Raw genomic sequence first — 16,246 nt, forward strand, 5'->3', positions numbered from 1 at the left:
CTCCTCTTAACTGGATAAAGTATTTAAATAATCACTAATGTCTTGTGAAGTAATATTAAGAAGCACGCTATTCATACTAAAGTTGTAAACAATATTTAGTGATAGTAAAAGTTTTAAGCTTGAACTTGGTTCAATCTTAACGTTAAGATCTGAATATGAGACAATCATACCTTTATCAATGAAACTCTTAAGTTTACATTCAATAGCAGTAGTATATGCATTGTCTTTTTTACCATCAAGTTGTAAAGCTGATAATTTACTGTTTTGTCTATTATTAACATTCCATACTCTAACAAGTTCAAAGGTGAGCTCATATTTGATATAGTGATAAGTGAATAATTCATCAATTGCAGCTCCTTCAAGAGTTACACCTTCTTTAAATGCCATAACGCCATCAAGACCCGTTTCATTAAGCAATGAGTAAAAATTAATATTAGCTTTTCTAAGTTTGTCAATATCACCACTATCAGTAATGGGATTCATACCACTGAACTTAAGTCCATAAGGATTAGTTGAATGAAATATACTAGCTTCATGTAAGTATTTAGATATAAATCTTAAATGTAAATGCTCTTCTTTCTTAGAATGAATAACAATAATTTTGGCTTTAGAGTTACTACCATTTTTAAATAACTCTTTTATTTCAGATTCTTTAGTTGCGAATACAAAAAAGTGCTTATCTTCTTTAAAATGTGTATAGTCATCTTTATATACAGTAAGACCATCACCACCGTCATTAGTGCTTGAGTAAGTATTTATAAGAACAACAAAAGTATATCTGTTTTCTTGTAACTGGCTTTTAATTTCCTTTGATTCGTTTGAATCTTTATATATAAGGAGTTTAACTGATCTTAAGCCTTGCTCGCCTGCTGAGAAGAATGCTTGTATTGCTTTTTTTAGGTAAGCTTTTTCTTTGTCAAATGCATCCTGATCGTTACTACCTTCTTTTTCAAGTGCATCAATTTGCTTTGTAAAGCTATTTATATTTAAGTTTAATGTCTTCACTTTAGGTGTTGAAGTTTCAACTTTAATCTTTGAACATTTATATACTAGTAAGGGCTGGTAATAATTTACATGTTTTATATCTAAGGCCTGGTGAGTTAAATTGACGTTAATTGTGTCTTGTGGCAATATTAGCCTCCTTTAATTTTTGTATAATCTGTGCATTAGCTTTAAAGTTTTGACTACAACAATAAGCAACATTGCTATAATTGGAATCAATTTTAATAAGTCCACTGTTTTGCATATTTGTTGTAGGATAGATATATAAGTTAACTTGAAGTGAATATTTATCATCTTCTTCTTGTTCTAGTGTTAACTTACAAGTATTCTCATAAATAAAATCAGTTAACAAACTATAAATTTGAAGCATGGTGTAATATGAATCCCTATCTTGAGAATTTATAACTTGACTTAAAATAAATATTTGAAAATGCAAACTAAACTCATTTACATTAGAGTAAAATTCACCGCATCTTGAATTTGGTATTAATAAGTTATCTATATTTTCAAATTTAACTGCACATATATTTTCAAGCTTGGTAGTGTGTTTAGACATGTATGGATGATTATATGTATGAATTATGTCTAAGTTTATTCCTAAGTTCTTAATGACTTCTTTAAAACTTTTTAGATAATCTAGTAAACAAGTATGTATAACCTTAATATTGAGTATCACTAGTTTATCCTATAACTAATAGAATTAAGCATATTTGCAGTATCAATTAATGTTGATGTTGGATAAGATGATCCTTTTCTTTTTTTATATGCAATGGTTTTAGCTTGTATTTGGGGTTTTACTTTGTTTGATACAACATAGTTAGTGTAATAAGTAATAAAAGCCTTTGCTATGGCTTGCATACCTTTTTTAGGATTTTCCATAAAGCAATTTCTTATATAAATTGTGTCTATGTTTTCCCTAAATCCCATTTCATTAGCAACAGCATATAGATGTGATCTTGAAGGCAATTTGCTACTACCAAATTCATGCATACGAGCAATTTTTGCATTTCTTTTATCAAACCAACCAATCTCAATCTCTATTTCCATTCTATTACCTTCAAAATGATAGTAAGATAGCCAATACTAGAGTCAATACTGACTATTTCATAAAACATATTAGAATCTGATATTCTATCTTTAAGTTCAAACTCTAAATTAGATGTAGTATAAAGTTTATGAAGCGACTTTATATCATAAAGATTGGAATCATATAAATTTGTAAGTTCATCTGATTCTATACTAAAAAATACACCCGTAAACTCTTGAAATTTATCCTTATCATATGTCAACTGATAATCTGATAAGTCTTCTAAATAAGCATAAGTGCCTTTATAGAGTTTAAGCGTCTCTTCATTCTTAAAGTAAGAGATTATTCTTGATGCTGATCCTGCTAGTCTACTTCTAACATTATTCTTATGAATCATCTTATAATTCCTATACAACAAGAAGGATTAGTTGTTTGGCTTTTAAGACTACTAAGTAAAGATTCAAACTGACTACAAAAACTTGTGTTTGCATTAGATTCATTACCAATAGGGTGATATGAAATTTCAAGATCATTAATCTTCTCACTCTTTATCCGATCAAGACCAAATTCACGTATCACACCCGCTTGATTTAGTTTACAACCTATATAGTAATAAAGTAGTAATATCAGATGTGAGGAGGTAAGCATGTCAGCATTAATTCCTTTGGTAGTTATTATCATCTCAAGTAATTCTGTATAAGTTTCAAACTGAGTAAATGACAATACTTCTTCATTTAAATTAAGTAAACTTAATATCTTACTATGAAGTGTTTGCAATTCTGATGACATATCTAACCCCTCTTCTACTAATAATTAACTTTGCTTAATATCAACTCTTAATATGCTCTTTGCTGTTGCAATAAGACCCCCTAAAACAAAATCAATGTATGAATGTGCAATATCAGTTGAATCTTTATCAACTTGTTCATTTGGCATTGGTAACATATACTTACTTGGTTTGAATTTAATTAATTCTGAATTTAATGGATAAATTAATATCTGATTTGAGAGTAAATTAGATGTTTGGATATATACTTCTTGTCTATTATTAACAGCTTTAATAGTCTTGATAAGAAAATCTTCCCATGAATCAGTTGAAGAATAAATATTAGATGATGTTGATGTATTTGTTATTGCATAGGGTTCAACTAGTTTTAAACTTGTTTTTGGATCAACTAGTACCATCATAGGAGTAGAAAACTCATCACCAAGTTCTAGTTTTCCAAGCCCATCTTTTATTTTTTCAAATATTTTATCCATTTTATCTTTATTAGATGACTCAACATCTTCTTTTACTTGATCAGGCATATTAAGCAGTCCATACATATTAGGAAGCATACGTTTTTGATTCTTACCATCTTTTTGTATTGAGACAGAACCAGTCAATATAAAGTGATTTATAAGTTTAATAATCTCATTACTTGCAAGCTTATATGCTTCCCTAAATGGAAGTAAATTATTATTTACATCACCTGCATAATCATTATTTTTATAAAATCCTTCAGAAGTTTGCTTTAAATGTCTAAACTTATATTGTAATTTAAGATAGTTAAGTCTAACTGCTTCTGAACGAAAACCAATAGTAGCAATAGTATTAACTTCATTTACTAATGTTGTTGGATTAGCATTAAGAAAGGCATCCCATTTTATTGTTTTTAAGTACCCTGTCTTTAAATCTACATCTTCAATTTGTTCACTAGAAAACCAATTATAAAATATTGGTAACTTTACTTCATTAAATATATTTGCTATCTCTTTAGCATAATAATTTTGATCATATAATTCTGACATCTTTAACCTCCTTTAACTTATTAACTTGGTTTACCTTTATTACCATAAATAGCTACATTTACTATATAAAGCTTTTTTTCAGTGTCAAGTTCAATAGCATCTGATAATGCCATGGCATTAATTTTGCCATCACTTGAGTTAACCTTTTCAAGCTCACCATTTGTATTAAATTTAAGTTTGTCTTTTCTTTTTATACTACTGCTTTCTTTTGCTACTAAATATCCTTGGAAATTATTTGTAATAGGAATTACTGTAGCAGTATTAGTAAACTCATCTATGTCTGTACATATGCCATAAATGTCATCCTCACCACCAACTGCAACATGTGGTTCATAATGTGGTTTACTACTATCTGATGTTGTATCTACAACTAGCTTTACTCCTCTTTTATATGGATAACCTGTAAAGAAGTAATTCTCTAATTTGTCATGCCTACTAGTTACAGTACCACCTTGATTTTGTAAATGTCTATTTTTATCCCTAAAATCAACCTTATTACTAAAAGTACTAGCATCACTAGTAGGGTTCTTCATTTGCTTCTTTAGTTTCTTAAGTTTATCTTGATAGTCAGTTACTAACTGAGTTATGTTTGTTGACACTTTAACCTCCTAACCTTTTGCTTTACTTTAAGAAACGGCCTTATTACCATAAATAGCTATTTTTATTAAATACAGCTTATAATCCTCTTGATCTTTTTTAGATGTATCATCAGTAAGATTTAATGTAAATATAGTTGATAATGCAATTGCTTTAATTGATGATTGTGAATCATTAGTTGATTTAATGACTTTTCCATCTGAATCAAAATCTAACTTATCACCAATCTGAATACTAGAAGAGCTTTTAGCAATTACATAACCTTCAAAATTATTTGTTATAGGTATTACTGTTGCTACATTAGTATGCTCATCAATATCAATGCATATACCATACATATTCTTACCATCAGATACTTCAACTTGAACCTCATCCGATTTTTCAGTTTCAATTTTTAATTTAACCGCACTCTTGTATGGAAACCCTATAGCAGGGTATTCTTCTAACTTATCTGTACTACTTGATACAGATTGAGATATAGCATCAAATGTTAAGTTTTTATCTCTAAAATCAGTTTTAGCTTTAAATACTGACCTTTCATCATAATTAAAACTTTTAGAATATTTCTTTAACTTTAATATAACGTCTTTCAATGACTTACCATCCTCAGTTTCAAGTACTGCTGCTTGCCTTTTTCTTCGACTTCGTCCTCTTGTTCTAGAAGGTTGTTGTAATTCTTCTCCTTGTTCTTCGTCTTTTTGTTCATCATCATTGTCTTCATCATCTTCTTTTATTTGTTCTTGTTGTAACTGTTGTTTTAAAGTCTCAATCAGTTCATTATCATCCATGCCAGCATACATATCGGGTTCAAGTGTTACATGTCCCAAATTAGGTACTAAGCTTGGATTTTGATTACCCTTGTTATTCACTATTATTTATACCCTCTGTTCCCAAATATACTTACAAGAGCTATATATAGTTTTTCATTAATTTTAAATGCACTTGATAAGGCAATACCATTAATAGTTGTGTTTGAACCGCTTTCATTCTCAAGTTCACCATTTGCATCAAATTTAACTTTTCCTCCTGGTGTAATAGAAGATTGACCACTTTGTTTTACTACTAAATATCCAGTAAAGTTATTTGTAATTGGTATCACTGTAGCAGTATTAGTAAACTCATCAATATCTGTGCATATACCATATAAATCATTACCACCCCCGGCTTCAACACAAGGCTCATCACTATCATTTGCTTCGTAAGATAGCTTAACGCCACGTTTATATGGGTATCCTTTAACGGGATAATTTTCTAACTTGTCAACACTACTAGTTAGAGTACCACCTTGATTTGCAAAGTGTACACCTTTGTCTTTAAAACCTATATCTACATGAAAAAGCCCAGCATCTCTATTAGGGTTTTTCATTAGATCTTGTATTTCTTTTACTTTGTCATCATAAGCTTTTTTTAGTTGTGTTATGGTTTCTGACATATGTATTCATCTCCTTAAGCAGTTTTTTGCTTTCTAGATTTATAAAATTGATTTCTTTTTTCTTTATAAGCATTAGCAATAGAAATATTAAACTCACTAAAGTTTTGGGGAGTAAAATTAGAATCTAAGATTGAGATATCCTCATTTGTTAAGGCCAGTTTAATCTCACCTTTTGAATTGACACTTGTAGATTGTATTCTTTTCTTTATATTTACTTTAGCAAGGTTTACAAGTTGTTCAAGTAATTCACCATCTAGATGACTAGTATCTCTTACCTTAGCAATAGCATAAATCTCTTCAATGGGTACATATTTTCTAACAAGCTCCCTACGCTGTGCTTGCATTATGTCTTTTAATAAGTATCCCTTAGCAAGTAATGTCTCTTTATTAAAATGACTACTTAAATGCTTACGAGCTAAATTATCAATCTCATTAATACGAGAAGCTTCACTTAATAATTTATTTTCTTCTTCTAAACGCGCTTGTGACTCTGAAAGTTCTTTTGATATCCTCTCATTAATAGTTAAATTCTTACCTTCAGATTCTTTTGATGCTTTATATGCTTTATACTCTTCATATTCTTTTAAACTTAAAGTAATACTGTCTGTATTCTCTTTATTACCCTCTGTATTTTGAATTAAAGTATCTTCTTGTGTACTGTCTACATCTTGTATTTCTTGATTCATAAACTCTCCTTCTAGCTTTCATAAAAAAATAATTTTGATCTTAAAGTCTCAAGTTCACTTTTACTTAACGTATTACTTGCTTCTAATTCCTTGTATTTAAGGGTTAATTCTATAAGTTTGGAATCTCTTTCATACTTTTCTTCTTCAGTGAGAATATGCAATGAGTTAAATCTAATGTCTAAATAATAATATTTATTAAGTTTACTATTGCAATTAATTTCTAACTCTTCTTGAACACCTTTTAAAAAGTCGTAATAGTTAGATCTGTCCCCTTTACCATCACTACCAAGCCCCTTAACTTGTTCATTAAAGCTTCTAGTTAAGGGCTCCTTAGTATCAGCTCCTATCTTTGCTTTTACTAATGCTAAAGCCTCTTTTAAATAGGTTATGTCATACTTAATAACTTCAAGTGAAGCATCTGATGTACCACTATAAAATATGCCGTCATTATTTAAATTATTTCTAAGTCTATATAGTTCTCTTTCAAGTTCACTATTTACACCTTTAAACTTGCTTATATGCTCATCATCATTCCTTCTGAAGATATTAGTAAATAAACTTCCCTTATCAACACCCTTAGTTAAAAGATCTAGAGACGTTTTAGCATTAACTAAAGCATCTTGTAATTCTACTAATGATTCATCTTTATAAAATAAAAAATTATGACTCTCTATTCTCTTTTCTATTTCTTTATATATTTGTTCAAAAAGATATATATTAAGCAAAAAGCTTGGTGTATAACATGGACTGTATGCTTTAAGTATATAGTCATAATTAGAGTGTATTATTACTCTACTCTTATGAATTTTTATTTCCTTATAAGATATCTGATCGTTTTCATTTATTTTCAAATTGTATGTTATATAAGTAGCATCAGGCCCCTCATCACGAACACTGTTATAATCAAGATACATAAATCCAGTAGGAAATTCTTTATTTACTTCTAAGTGTAAATCTTGTAGTTGGTCTTCTGTTTTAACTAAAATATACCCAACACCATTGAAACGATAACTGATTATGCACTGAAATAATGTTGCTTTTAATTCTATTTTTAACGCATCTAGAGCATCTTCAATAGACAAAGAAGTTGGAATTACACTATTTAAAGTGATCCCATTCTTAAGAACGTCTTCTGCTACATTTGAGATGTAATTTCTAAAGAATATTGAATACTTGTATAGATCTTTAGCATGAACTTTGAAATCTAATCTCATTTATTCTTCTAACCTTTAACCATAAGAAATATAACTCAATACTTAGTTTTTGCTAAATTTTTTTAACAAAAAAATAAGGGTTATGAAAAAAAATTTGTTGTTTAAATATGACTTTAAGAAGGGGATATTGAATTCACATTGATTTATTTAAAAATTAGTGTCAATAAAATTCCTAAACACATAGTAATAATTGTTCCAAGCATCCAATTATGCACTCTTAACGTACTCTTAAGTTCTGATGCTGTTTTATCTATTTTATTATCTAACTCCATCTTGTTAAGGTCTATCTTATTATCTAGTTCACTAAACTTAGTATCTATCTTTACATTTAAATTATTCTCTACATTATCTATCTTATTATCTAACTCCATCTTGTTAAGGTCTATCTTATTAGAGAGCTCATTAAATTTACTATCTATCTTTACATTTAAATTATTCTCTACATTATCTATTTTGTCTTCTAATCTCTTCTCTACACCATCAATCTTCTCTTCTAATCTTTTTTCTACACCATCAATCTTCTCTTCTAATCTTTTTTCTACACCATCAATCTTCTCTTCTAATCTTTTTTCTACACCATTTATTTTGTCTTCTAATCCCTTCTGTACATCATTTATTTTATCTTTTACACCATCAATCTTCTGTTCTAATCTCTTCTCTACACCATCAATCTTCTCTTCTAGTTTTTCAAATTGAAGATTAAAATTAGTTTCTAAATACTCAATATCTTTGTAAGTAAGTTCATTATGGTAATATCTTTTAGAAAGATCATTTGCAATAAACTCTTGCATTCCAAGCCTTATAAATTCTTGATAGATCATATCCTCAGTTATATGACCACTAAAAACTTGTACGCTTCCAACAGACTGTAATGATGATTCTTGCATAAACTCTCCTTATTTAATTATTATATAATATTTTATGCATTATAGGAACCTTATTTTACTAAAATGGGCTTTAAGAGAGCGCATATTTAGACTTAACAACATATATGATGCTGAAAGACTATCTAATGAATCATCATCACTCTTACCATCCCCTTTATATTTATACATATCTGATATACTTGATTTACTTGAATAATCTAAAATACTAAGCTTTGAGGTTGCTAAGGGTTCTATCAGTGTAGCAATTCTTGTAAATTTATTACTTATAGGTTTTATCGGTGCAATCCTAAACTTATGATTCATATTTGATCTAAGTTTTAAAAAGGTTTGTGTTACATTCCCATGTCCTGAAATATTATCTCTATCTTCAACATAAAGGGTATGCACATTTAGATTTCCTAATATAGTTTTGATTGTGTTTAACACCTTAGGATCACCAAATGGTAGTTTTTCTTGAAATAGAAATGCATAATACTTATTATCTACTCTTTCTAATACACAAAGTGCAGTATTATCACCACCAATACTGTATGCGGGGTCTAGATATGCTATTGGATTTACAAATTCATGATCACTTGTAACATTAATATTGGTAAATATAGCATCACACGGAGCAACCCATTCGCCTAAAAGGACTTTGGCTTTATATGTTGGCTTGTCTTTATAAATTTCTTCTTGTGTTTTAATAAATTCTTTTGAAATTAGATTATTATCATAAGTTGTAAAGTTATATGTAGAATAAGTATTAGTATTATCAATATAATCAGTTTTAAAAAAGTGGTCAGGACTGTCGGGGTTAGTATCAAAAATAATTGTTTGCATACCCACTCTAAGTCTTTTTAAACATTCTATTAATGTTTCCTTATGTAGAGTTGTTGCTTCATTTACATATATAAGAGCTGAGTTGCTTCCCCTAAATCTTTCAAAATCACTTGCCTTATCACCACCATAAAGGTTAACTCTTAATGAATCAAGTTCAAAATATGATGTATTAGAAAACTTAGGTAAAAATGGGATATTTAGCATATTAGCAAGCTTTTCAAATTGACCTAAAACATTAATCTCTAATGATTTTTGTGAATTACCCAATATAAAATTATTGGTATCTTGTTTATATAAATTTCTATTCTTAATCAAGATTTTTAAGAACAAATAACATGCTAAAAAGGTTTTACCACTTGCAATGCCACCACTTAAGATAATTTTACTTTGATTATTTCTTTCTATACTGCGTATTACTTCAAATTGTTTTTTAGTTAAATATTTACTCTCAAACCCTTTAAAATCAACTTCTACTTCTTTAAACTTAATATACTCTAATATATCAATCCCAAATTCACGTTTATAATCCCTTTGCATTTCTTTAAACATTGGTAATTTATATATATCCATTTCTTAACCTTTAAACTTGAAATTTAAAACGTGACTCTACATCTGTTGCTTTTAGCTTTTGCAGCATCTCATAATACAACTGCATTTTCTTAACTTCCCTTTCTTTTTTAAGTTGTGACAGTTGAAGTGTTAAGTCTTCATTACTATTTTCTTCTTGTGAATGTTCACACTCTTTAGAAAGACTTATAATCTTAGACTCTATTTTATCTATTTGATCATCATGAGTTTTAAGTTCCAACTCTACATATCTACTAAATGAATTTATAAATTCTATTCCTAGAAGGCTACGAGCCATACTAAACTGACTCTTTAAATCTCGGGCTTGCGCATTACTTTGAGACGCATGAAGTAAGATATTAGTTAGAGTATCTTCATGAATAGTAAGCTTATTATTGTTAACATATTCAGAATTGTCTTTAACCGCTTCCCATTTGTGTCTCATCTTACTTACATTTGCTTTAGAAACCCCCATTTCCTTTGCAATATTACTGTCATTAAGCTTACCTTCTTTAAAATACACAATATAATCATCAAATGATTTTTTAAATCTACTCATACTCTTTAACACAAGTTAACCATTAAGTTAACAAAAATATAATTAATTAACATAAACTCTATAACAAAAAAATAAACTTTACAAAAACAATAAATACTTATAACAACTGAAATATAACAATCAAAATTGAGATAAATTTCTACAATCATGATGATAAGGAGAGTTACATGAGTAAAATTAATCTTATTTTTGTTTCATTACTACTAATGGGTAGTTGTTACAAATATGATCTTACAAACAAACCCAAAAGTAGAAGTACAAGAGAAGTACAAGAAGAACAAACAGAAGATATACAAGAAAAACCCGAAGCAGTATTAAGATCAAAATTAAATGATACTGAAAAATCAAGTCTAGATTTCTTAAAACAAGCTTTAGGGAATGATGCTAAATTTAATAAGTTTGTACTGTTAAATGAAAGCAAAGTTAAAAGTGCACTTAAACACATACAAACTGAACTTGAAAAGTGTACTGAAGACAAAAAGAATGCTTTTAAAGCACATATACAAGGATACTTTGATACAATGGATGAAAACAGACTAGATAGTTTTAAAACAAGCGTAATAAGCACATGTAATTAACAATAAAGCTAGTATATATCAAAAAACATAGTATATTGATAAGTAAGATCTTAAATAAATAATCATCTTTACTCAAAACAAATAAAAGCACGACTCATACCAAAGTTGTGCTTTTTTAATAATAAAGATGTTAATAGAGAGTAGTAATTGTAAACAAAAAAAAGAATAAATTAAACTCATTACAAAAATGGTAAGTTGAACAAAAAAGTTAACTTGAGGTTAACTGATAGTAAGAAGTTAAAATTTGTTATACATAAATACACCACTGTAACATGTTAGTTTATTAAAAAAGATCATAGAGTAAATGTAGAGTAAATAATTTAGTATTTGTAAAATATAAGACAAAGTAGCTATTGAATAATAGTTTAAGATACAAAAAAATAAACATTCTAGTTATAAAAATGACCTTAAAGACAATATTTTATATACAATGCTAAGCATCTAAATTTGACTTTAAGAGTAAGTATTTGCTAAGATTTTTATAGTTAAATTTATATATTTTTAATGTGTTTAGTTAACTTGTAAAGTACATGCAAAGAGAACATTTAATTAATAAGTTAATAAAGGAAAATACACAATTAAATGAAGAACTAAATCTTCTAAAACTTAATCTTAAAGATAAGAAAACCAAGCAAACAAGAAGTATTCCTATAAGGTTTTATCTTAATGATAAGATAATAAGATTAGTAAAGAGGTGTATAGAAAAACTTAAAGAAAAGGACCCAATCTCAGGATGGTTTGTATATTTACTCTCAATTACTGGTTGTAGAGGTGTTGAGATTCAAAATGTAAAACTTACTGATATCTCTAAAGAGAGGAGTAGTGATGGTGAAATGTTTTATTCTATTCGTGTAAATGTAGCTAAAAAAAGAAATAGTATATGCATAAGAGAAGTAGTCATTAGCAAATCTGAATTCAACTCTATAATGCAAGCGCATCAAAACTACTTTCTATCTAAAGGAAAAGACACAAGGCGTACATATCTCTTTCAAAAAAGTAAAGTTAAATTTAAAGACAACAAAATTGATATAATTAACATTTCAAAACAGTTTAAGGAATTACTAGTTAAATCTGGATTTAAATATCGTAAGTCCTTACATATATGCCGTAATATATTTATAGCATCACTTAAAGCTAAAGGATACAATTCATTTGAAATAAAAGAACTTATGAAATACTCATCCACTTCTGAAATTGATAATGTCTATGGCCTATCCAGTGCTAGTAAGATACAAGCTTACAAAGATATCAAAAATAGCTTAAATTAACTACTAGTTTTTGCTAAAATATTGTATAATATTAACAAATGAAAAACTAAACAAGCAAAATTTTACTTCATATAAAAACTAAGAGGCTTTAGGTCTCTATTTTTTTACACATAAATTAATACCTATATACTGAATATTTCCTTTTGGATATACCTAGTGTTTTTACAAGTTATACTTGATTTACTAGCTTTGTATGAAGTTGCTAGTATCTCATATTTAGTATGACCAAAAGTATTAGCTATACCACTTGATAAAGCTATATAATTAATATGAAGATTATATTTTAAAAAAAGTTCTAATACCTCCTTATCATCAAATTCACTTATTGCAAACTTCCAATTATATCTCTTCATTTCTATAATGAGCTTTTCTAAACAGTCTAAATTCCAACCCCGATTCTCATGCAAACGACCTCGTGATATTGAATATGGAGGATCAAGATATACAAATGTTGAAGGAATCTTATCTTTCTTAGTTACAGCATTTAAAAAGTCAAATATGTCACGAGAAGTCAATACTGCAAAATTAAGCATTTCTTTGATTTTGGATTTATAAGTATTTAACTTCTCTAAAAATAGTTTCTTAGAATTATTTTTATTAAATTTTATAGTTGTACTACATGTACCATAAATAGAATACAGAGTCCTTAATATGACATATTCTATTTTATCTTGATTCTCATTTATAACTCTGTCATAAATAATTGCTTCTCTTACACGTCTGTAAAGCAAATCAGGATCTTGTTTTAAAAAATAAAAAAGCTTGTATATAAACTTAGAATTATCATTGAGTATGTTATAACAAGCTAATGGTTTTGCAAAAAATATAGATCCAGTACCAAAAAATCCTTCGATATATAAAGTATGTTTAGGAAAAAGACTTATAATGTTGGCTTTGTACCTATACTTACTGCCTTCTCTATTTAATAATTTCAAATTTTATTAAATACCCTTTTTGATGTAACTTGATATTCCTTACCTTTTCTATCAAGACACAATGAGTCATAACATACTAAGGAATTATTAGTTGCTATAAAATGATAACCCTCAATACCTTTGATTTTAACTTCACTTATTTCAAATTCATTCAATTTACATTTATAAGAATGGTGTTCCCATCTTACATCACTATTAATACCATAGTATTTAAGTATTTTGCATGGATTTAAAATAAAACAATTACATTTCATATATCCTAAATCAACAAACTTGTGATAATTAACATTAATATCATTGATACTAAACTGTAATTTCTTAAAGTTTGCTATGTAATAATGAAGAGATAAAAAGTAACATCCCCAGCGCTGTATCTGAAGAACTAGCTTAGGATCATCTTGTTTTACACACATCTTTAACCTTTAACCTCCTTATTAAAAACTTAAGCTATCTCTATAGAAAACCCTAAACTTAAAACCTCATTAAAAAAATACAACATCCGATCTAAAAACATAGATAATTTAAATGACTTATTTACAAAAAGACTCTTCTTATTAATCTTGGTGATTCCACATTCAAAAGCTTCTTCATAATCTTCTTTGCAAAATCCCAAAAATAAATCGAGACACCACTTAGCATTGCTTACAGTAAACCCTTGCTTATTAAGATTTTCAAACATAATGTCTCCATCATCATCTTTCCTATTAAATAAAATATCTTCAAAATCATCACTATTACTAAGCATTTCTTTTACAATCTCACGTTTAAAGATAACCTTACCCAAATTTAAACTCCTTGACTTTTAATCATTAAAATGGAATATCTTCATAAAACTCTTCTTTAGAGTTAATATAACTAGTTTTTTCAACATTATTATGTGAGGTTAAAACTTGAATCTCATCAACTAAAATACTGTACTTACTTTTATTCTCACCAGTACGCTTACAAGACCAACTCTCATGACGCAATGATCCAGTAATTACAACTTGTGCTCCCTTGGTAAGAAGCTGAATTAAACTCTCAGACCTCTTACCAAATAAAACACAATCAAAAAAGTGAGAATGGTTAGTGAATTTATTATCTTTCTTAAATCCCCTATTATTAGCTAAAGTAAACTTTAAAGCAGGAATTTTATTACCAAAATAAGCAAATTCACAGTCCCTAGTTAAACGACCCGACATACTTAAAGAATTAATATCAAACACTAGAATTTTCCTTATCTTTTAATCTACTTAGCATTTCCATGCGTATTAAGTCACGTTCGAATCGTTTTAGGTCTGCTAAAAATTCTTGTTTTGAGCATAGATTATAAACAACTCTTTCTATAATCCTTTTGCAAAGCCCACACAAGAACTTTATAAGTTTATAAGATATAAATAAGGATAATACTATCATCAAGCCCATGTGTTTCCTCTCCTAAACAGCACTTATACTAGATGTAGACCAATCATTATCTAAATCTAAACTATCAAAATTGAAGTTAATATCACCACCTAAAGACTTAAATCTATCCTTAATAGCTCTCTTAGTTGTATCTATAGAGAATAGATTGCCTTCAAGATAATAATGTATATGTTCAAGTAAAGAGAATTCTCCTAAAACTGAGTTTATACATAATTTAAGCTTATCTTTAATAGGCTTTGTTATCTTATCTAACTCTAACTTATGTTTTTTTTTAGTATCATTCTCTACTTTGTCAATTTTACATTGTAAATCATTAATCTCTAATAAGCATCCCTTTAAACGTTGATTTTCATAAGAATTAGTATCCAAATCAACAGACTTTACAAAATCTAAAAAATCAATCTTGTAATTTGATTTAGATAATTCATTATATAAGCAACTAGACTTAAAGAAATTATCTATAAGAGTAATTAATGCGTCTAAATTAATGTTTTTGACATCACAGTTCTGTTTTAAATATTTAGCAATACGATTAACTTCCACTTCAAGTTTTTCAATACCAAACATTACCTTACTAATAAAAGCATCATTTCTATCTATTACACAGTTAATAGCATCATTACCTATGATGAAGAACAAATTACCCTTGCTTAACCCAGTACATGCAAGCTGTACTTGAACTTGAACATAATATTTAAAGAAATATTTATTTTCTAGGAAATTACCAGTTTTATTATATTCAATAACAGCACTTCTTAAATCAATAGAATCACTGCATTTGATCTCAAGTAATTCTGATTCACCTTCTTTATTTATAAACCAACCATCAATTGTAGAACCTACTAAATTGTCTTTTTTACCATACTTTTTGAAGTAATTATACTTATCTATCCCATTAGCATATTTGTTTTTGTATAAAACCTCTATGTTATCAGAATATATACGTATAAATTCATCAAATGCTAAATTTTCTAATACCTTACCCTTTCGCATGCTTAAATTATCTTTAAATGGGATTTCCCTATCTACAGATTTTAAAATCCTTTCAATAGCAAGTCTTGACACATGCTCAGTACCAATAAACATGCTTCCAACTTCACTAGCACCTATACGTCTTAAAGATTGTCTTTGAATACTAAAATCAACTTCACTATTAAACTTAAAATATTCATTCTTAGGAATTTTTGTTAATTTACGACCTATTTTGTTTATTTTATTTTGATTACTTTGATTAGATAAACTAAGATGTTCCACTTTAACCATGTCTCCATTTTTTATAATTTCATTTTTTAATATCTTATTCTTCATAATTTATACTCCTTTTGATGTCACTAATGAATATAAATATATAGCAAAAATTGTTTTTGTCAAAAGTTTTGATATATTTATTTTCTACAAAAATTTTTTATTAAAATAGTTTACTTTTATTGAGTATTGGGTTACTATTGGTAGCAATAATACGTCAAAGGAGTTTAAA

22 protein-coding genes are annotated in these 16,246 nt (G+C 27.9%); 2 read left to right on the forward strand and 20 right to left on the reverse strand.

All coding sequences use genetic code 11. The features are described 5' to 3' along the window. Positions 1-6 precede the first annotated feature (6 nt). From bcCo53_RS04400 to bcCo53_RS04465, 14 genes are all read right to left on the reverse strand, one after another. Complete coding sequence (locus bcCo53_RS04400) at positions 7-1,131, reverse strand: DUF787 family protein (RefSeq protein ID WP_246938366.1); 1,125 nt, start codon at positions 1,129-1,131, stop codon at positions 7-9. Beyond that, positions 1,112-1,678, reverse strand: coding sequence for a DUF764 family protein (locus tag bcCo53_RS04405; protein ID WP_025408873.1), 567 nt, complete (start codon positions 1,676-1,678; stop codon positions 1,112-1,114). Before bcCo53_RS04405 ends, bcCo53_RS04400 begins: the two co-directional genes overlap by 20 nt. Further along, positions 1,678-2,049 (reverse strand): hypothetical protein, encoded by a 372-nt coding sequence (locus bcCo53_RS04410; protein WP_025408874.1) that lies wholly within the window; start codon positions 2,047-2,049, stop codon positions 1,678-1,680. Before bcCo53_RS04410 ends, bcCo53_RS04405 begins: the two co-directional genes overlap by 1 nt. After that, entirely contained in the window at positions 2,040-2,426 is a 387-nt protein-coding gene (locus bcCo53_RS04415) for a DUF1506 family protein (protein ID WP_025408875.1), read from the reverse strand. Before bcCo53_RS04415 ends, bcCo53_RS04410 begins: the two co-directional genes overlap by 10 nt. Next, positions 2,423-2,818 (reverse strand): DUF3890 domain-containing protein, encoded by a 396-nt coding sequence (locus bcCo53_RS04420; RefSeq protein ID WP_025408876.1) that lies wholly within the window; start codon positions 2,816-2,818, stop codon positions 2,423-2,425. The genes bcCo53_RS04415 and bcCo53_RS04420 overlap by 4 nt, the downstream gene beginning before the upstream one ends. A gap of 24 nt (positions 2,819-2,842) precedes the next feature. Beyond that, complete coding sequence (locus bcCo53_RS04425) at positions 2,843-3,820, reverse strand: hypothetical protein (RefSeq protein ID WP_246938351.1); 978 nt, start codon at positions 3,818-3,820, stop codon at positions 2,843-2,845. A gap of 20 nt (positions 3,821-3,840) precedes the next feature. Then, the gene (locus bcCo53_RS04430) at positions 3,841-4,419 is read right to left on the reverse strand and encodes a DUF228 domain-containing protein (RefSeq protein WP_025409108.1); all 579 of its coding nucleotides are present in this window, start codon (positions 4,417-4,419) and stop codon (positions 3,841-3,843) included. A 27-nt stretch (positions 4,420-4,446) separates the two neighbouring features. Further along, positions 4,447-5,286, reverse strand: coding sequence for a DUF228 domain-containing protein (locus bcCo53_RS04435; protein WP_246938352.1), 840 nt, complete (start codon positions 5,284-5,286; stop codon positions 4,447-4,449). 2 nt (positions 5,287-5,288) lie between these two features. Then, positions 5,289-5,849 carry a DUF228 domain-containing protein gene (locus bcCo53_RS04440; RefSeq protein WP_025409072.1) on the reverse strand — a complete coding sequence of 187 codons (561 nt, stop codon included), beginning with the start codon at positions 5,847-5,849 and terminating at the stop codon, positions 5,289-5,291. A 14-nt stretch (positions 5,850-5,863) separates the two neighbouring features. Then, the gene (locus bcCo53_RS04445) at positions 5,864-6,535 is read right to left on the reverse strand and encodes a DUF1357 family protein (RefSeq protein WP_025409019.1); all 672 of its coding nucleotides are present in this window, start codon (positions 6,533-6,535) and stop codon (positions 5,864-5,866) included. An 11-nt stretch (positions 6,536-6,546) separates the two neighbouring features. Further along, a complete protein-coding gene (locus tag bcCo53_RS04450; RefSeq protein WP_025409020.1) occupies positions 6,547-7,749 on the reverse strand; it encodes an anti-CBASS protein Acb1 family protein in 1,203 nt (400 codons plus the stop codon). 143 nt (positions 7,750-7,892) lie between these two features. Further along, complete coding sequence (gene bdr, locus bcCo53_RS04455; RefSeq protein WP_246938353.1) at positions 7,893-8,636, reverse strand: Bdr family repetitive protein; 744 nt, start codon at positions 8,634-8,636, stop codon at positions 7,893-7,895. A 39-nt stretch (positions 8,637-8,675) separates the two neighbouring features. Next, the gene (locus bcCo53_RS04460) at positions 8,676-10,028 is read right to left on the reverse strand and encodes a PBSX family phage terminase large subunit (RefSeq protein WP_246938354.1); all 1,353 of its coding nucleotides are present in this window, start codon (positions 10,026-10,028) and stop codon (positions 8,676-8,678) included. A 10-nt stretch (positions 10,029-10,038) separates the two neighbouring features. Further along, positions 10,039-10,584, reverse strand: a complete 546-nt coding sequence (locus bcCo53_RS04465; RefSeq protein ID WP_025409088.1) for a DUF603 domain-containing protein — start codon at positions 10,582-10,584, stop codon at positions 10,039-10,041. Between the two features lie 167 nt (positions 10,585-10,751). Between bcCo53_RS04465 and bcCo53_RS04470 the strand changes: the two genes are divergently transcribed. Together bcCo53_RS04470 and bcCo53_RS04475 are read left to right on the forward strand one after the other, a co-directional pair. Further along, positions 10,752-11,162 (forward strand): Mlp family lipoprotein, encoded by a 411-nt coding sequence (locus bcCo53_RS04470; RefSeq protein ID WP_025409089.1) that lies wholly within the window; start codon positions 10,752-10,754, stop codon positions 11,160-11,162. Positions 11,163-11,692: 530 nt separating this feature from the next. Continuing rightward, positions 11,693-12,430 carry a site-specific integrase gene (locus tag bcCo53_RS04475; protein ID WP_246938355.1) on the forward strand — a complete coding sequence of 246 codons (738 nt, stop codon included), beginning with the start codon at positions 11,693-11,695 and terminating at the stop codon, positions 12,428-12,430. A gap of 122 nt (positions 12,431-12,552) precedes the next feature. Here the strand turns inward: bcCo53_RS04475 and bcCo53_RS04480 are convergent, their stop codons facing one another. From bcCo53_RS04480 to bcCo53_RS04505, 6 genes are read right to left on the reverse strand one after another with little or no spacing between them, the layout of a single operon-like run. Continuing rightward, a complete protein-coding gene (locus bcCo53_RS04480) occupies positions 12,553-13,365 on the reverse strand; it encodes a DNA adenine methylase (RefSeq protein WP_246938356.1) in 813 nt (270 codons plus the stop codon). Further along, positions 13,362-13,778: a DUF261 family protein gene (locus tag bcCo53_RS04485; RefSeq protein WP_025409097.1), complete on the reverse strand. Its 417-nt coding sequence runs from the start codon at positions 13,776-13,778 to the stop codon at positions 13,362-13,364. Before bcCo53_RS04485 ends, bcCo53_RS04480 begins: the two co-directional genes overlap by 4 nt. A gap of 29 nt (positions 13,779-13,807) precedes the next feature. Next, positions 13,808-14,149, reverse strand: a complete 342-nt coding sequence (locus bcCo53_RS04490; protein WP_025409098.1) for a hypothetical protein — start codon at positions 14,147-14,149, stop codon at positions 13,808-13,810. Between the two features lie 25 nt (positions 14,150-14,174). Then, complete coding sequence (locus bcCo53_RS04495; protein WP_025409099.1) at positions 14,175-14,570, reverse strand: single-stranded DNA-binding protein; 396 nt, start codon at positions 14,568-14,570, stop codon at positions 14,175-14,177. Next, positions 14,563-14,760 (reverse strand): hypothetical protein, encoded by a 198-nt coding sequence (locus bcCo53_RS04500; RefSeq protein WP_246938357.1) that lies wholly within the window; start codon positions 14,758-14,760, stop codon positions 14,563-14,565. The genes bcCo53_RS04495 and bcCo53_RS04500 overlap by 8 nt, the downstream gene beginning before the upstream one ends. 21 nt (positions 14,761-14,781) lie before the next feature. Further along, positions 14,782-16,077, reverse strand: coding sequence for a DUF244 domain-containing protein (locus bcCo53_RS04505; protein WP_246938358.1), 1,296 nt, complete (start codon positions 16,075-16,077; stop codon positions 14,782-14,784). Between the last annotated feature and the right edge of the window lie 169 nt (positions 16,078-16,246).

Source organism: Borrelia coriaceae, assembly GCF_023035295.1.
In the GTDB taxonomy this organism is placed as follows: domain Bacteria; phylum Spirochaetota; class Spirochaetia; order Borreliales; family Borreliaceae; genus Borrelia; species Borrelia coriaceae.

Bases quoted from the DNA above. Each gene is read 5' to 3' on its own strand.
- bcCo53_RS04445 (WP_025409019.1), bottom strand. From the start codon at position 6,535: ATGAATCAAGAAATACAAGATGTAGACAGTACACAAGAAGATACTTTA.
- bcCo53_RS04425 (WP_246938351.1), bottom strand. From the start codon at position 3,820: ATGTCAGAATTATATGATCAAAATTATTATGCTAAAGAGATAGCAAAT.
- bcCo53_RS04460 (WP_246938354.1), bottom strand. From the start codon at position 10,028: ATGGATATATATAAATTACCAATGTTTAAAGAAATGCAAAGGGATTAT.
- bcCo53_RS04410 (WP_025408874.1), bottom strand. From the start codon at position 2,049: ATGGAAATAGAGATTGAGATTGGTTGGTTTGATAAAAGAAATGCAAAA.
- bdr (WP_246938353.1), bottom strand. From the start codon at position 8,636: ATGCAAGAATCATCATTACAGTCTGTTGGAAGCGTACAAGTTTTTAGT.
- bcCo53_RS04465 (WP_025409088.1), bottom strand. From the start codon at position 10,584: ATGAGTAGATTTAAAAAATCATTTGATGATTATATTGTGTATTTTAAA.
- bcCo53_RS04505 (WP_246938358.1), bottom strand. From the start codon at position 16,077: ATGAAGAATAAGATATTAAAAAATGAAATTATAAAAAATGGAGACATG.
- bcCo53_RS04440 (WP_025409072.1), bottom strand. From the start codon at position 5,849: ATGTCAGAAACCATAACACAACTAAAAAAAGCTTATGATGACAAAGTA.
- bcCo53_RS04485 (WP_025409097.1), bottom strand. From the start codon at position 13,778: ATGTGTGTAAAACAAGATGATCCTAAGCTAGTTCTTCAGATACAGCGC.
- bcCo53_RS04420 (WP_025408876.1), bottom strand. From the start codon at position 2,818: ATGTCATCAGAATTGCAAACACTTCATAGTAAGATATTAAGTTTACTT.
- bcCo53_RS04475 (WP_246938355.1), top strand. From the start codon at position 11,693: ATGCAAAGAGAACATTTAATTAATAAGTTAATAAAGGAAAATACACAA.
- bcCo53_RS04450 (WP_025409020.1), bottom strand. From the start codon at position 7,749: ATGAGATTAGATTTCAAAGTTCATGCTAAAGATCTATACAAGTATTCA.
- bcCo53_RS04415 (WP_025408875.1), bottom strand. From the start codon at position 2,426: ATGATTCATAAGAATAATGTTAGAAGTAGACTAGCAGGATCAGCATCA.
- bcCo53_RS04500 (WP_246938357.1), bottom strand. From the start codon at position 14,760: ATGATAGTATTATCCTTATTTATATCTTATAAACTTATAAAGTTCTTG.
- bcCo53_RS04470 (WP_025409089.1), top strand. From the start codon at position 10,752: ATGAGTAAAATTAATCTTATTTTTGTTTCATTACTACTAATGGGTAGT.